This window comes from Oleiphilus sp. HI0123 (genome assembly GCF_001635315.1).
Genome location: NZ_LWGE01001193.1, coordinates 1 through 2,221, shown reverse-complemented (window position 1 = coordinate 2,221; position 2,221 = coordinate 1). Strand labels below are relative to the sequence as shown.

Annotated in this window: 1 protein-coding gene and 1 pseudogene; both read right to left on the bottom strand. The window is 42.3% G+C overall.

The window, feature by feature from the left end:
* Positions 1-38: 38 nt before the first annotated feature.
* Positions 39-1,910: an MFS transporter gene (locus tag A3761_RS13295; protein WP_068553364.1), complete on the bottom strand. Its 1,872-nt coding sequence runs from the start codon at positions 1,908-1,910 to the stop codon at positions 39-41.
* Between the two features lie 60 nt (positions 1,911-1,970).
* Positions 1,971-2,221: pseudogene (locus A3761_RS13290) on the bottom strand (tRNA uridine-5-carboxymethylaminomethyl(34) synthesis GTPase MnmE); the annotation flags it as partial.

The window sequence follows — 2,221 nt, the reverse complement described above, 5'->3', positions numbered from 1 at the left end:
TTAGAGACTAAAGTTATCCACAGCTTGGCATAAGTGCTCTATTGAACATTTCCTCTTAAGTGCATAACTTTCGATTGCAACAATTCGGCGCTTACTAGATCAGGATTAAGTGGTTTATCAGCAATTACCCTTACCTTAGACCAGAAACGTTTAGGACCTTTCGAAAAGGCAGCTCCATCTTTATGGCTAAAAACACTTCCCCAAAGGCCTTGTAGGGCCATCGGCACTACTTGGACAGGATCACGCCCGATTATTATTTCAATGCCAGTTTTAAACTCGTTGATATCGCCAGTTCTTGTCAGCTTACCTTCCGGGAAAATACAAATTATCTCTTCATTATTTAGTGCTTCAGATATTGACTCGAAAGCTTGATCATAAATTTCTTGATCCTGATGCGCAGGCGCGATTGGAATGGCTTTGACCGCTCTGAAAAACCAAGCTAAAAATTTGTTTTTGAAAATATTATGATCCATCACGAAGCGCATAGGGCGTCTACACGCTCCGGCAAGTATGAGCGCATCAACATATGATACGTGATTACAAACCACTACTGCTGCACCTTCGCGAGGAATATTATCCAAGCCTTCGTGGCTGACTCGGTACATGGTATGACCTAATATCCATATACAAAAGCGAATCGCAAATTCATCTACTTGATAAAATATGTATAGGCAAACAACGAAATTCATTATGGATAAAACCAGGAAGAATTCTGGTATTTCAAGACCTAGCATTCCCAGTAAGATCATTCCTGTGATAGCGCTTCCCACCATAAACAAGGCATTCATAATGTTAATCACAGCGATGGTTCTCGCTCTAAAAGCCGGTTCCGCTCTTTCCTGGACAAAGGCATAAAGTGGGACGATAAAGATGCCTCCTGAGATACCTATACCGATCAGATCAATCAACACTCTAAAAGAACCTTCAGCGTTTAGGAATGTAAGCCAAGTGTGGATAATTTCAGGTTGATGAGGAATTGCGCTATAAAGATCTACACCAAATAGGCTTAATCCCAACGCGCCAATCGGTACAATACCCAACTCAACCTGTGATGAAGACAGTTTTTCACAAAGCATCGAGCCAAGTGCAACACCAATGGTAAATACCGCCAATAGTAAGGTGACGAGTGAGGAGCCCCCCAACAAGACTTCTTTCGAGAAGTTAGGGAATTGCGTTAAATAAGCTGCACCTAAAAACCAAAACCAGGAGATTGCCGCAATTGCTAAATATATCGGCCGGTGCTTTCTTGCTTCGACAATTAGAGAGTGGGTAGTTTTAATAGGGTTATATGAGACTGTTATATCAGCTTGGCTCGGTGGGGCCAAAGGTATTGAACGGCTACTAAGATAACCGAGCAATGCAAAAAACACGACGGCACATGCTGTCACAATCAGAAAGCTATCTAATTGCATGATGATACCAGCGCCAATAGTACCCAAAAGAATCGCAACAAAAGTGCCCATGCCTATCAGCGCATTGCCACCGACCAATTCTTCTGACTTTAGGTGTTGAGGGATGATGGCATATTTTGCAGGTCCAAAAAATGCTGACTGCGTTCCCATCACAAATAGTAAAACCAGGAGCAGGGAATACCACTCCATCAACAAGCCTAATGCTGCCACTGACATAATAAGAATTTCAGCAAACTTAATTTTTCGAATTAGGCCTGATTTTTCATATTTATCGGTAATTTGGCCAGCAATAGCAGAAAAGATGAAGAAGGGCAGAATAAATAGACCTGCTGCCAGGTTAAGAACCGTATCAGCATTCATACCTAAGGCATCCGATGCCTTGAATGCGATGATCAGCATTAGGGTATTTTTATAGATATTATCGTTAAATGCCCCCAAAAACTGGGTAGCGAAAAAGGGGGCAAATCGTTTGCTTTTCAATAAGGCCGATTGACTCATCCTTGTCTCCTGTAACTAGTTTAAGCAAGCCAACAGTATAGAGCTCTGATCAGTCGCTAGCTACTTTCCAATACAGAAACTACTGAAGATTTCACCAAGAAGGTCATCGGGCCTGAACTTACCGGTAATTTCCCCTAGATTATCTTGGGCAATACGCAGCTCTTCGGCTAATAACTCGCCGGCATTGAGCTCTGTTAGCTGTCTTCGACCAAGATTTACAGCATCCAAAGCACGATTTAAGGCATCTAGGTGCCGTCTGCGTGCAGTAAATGTACCTTCATTATTAGCCTTATAACCAACGCACTCTTTAA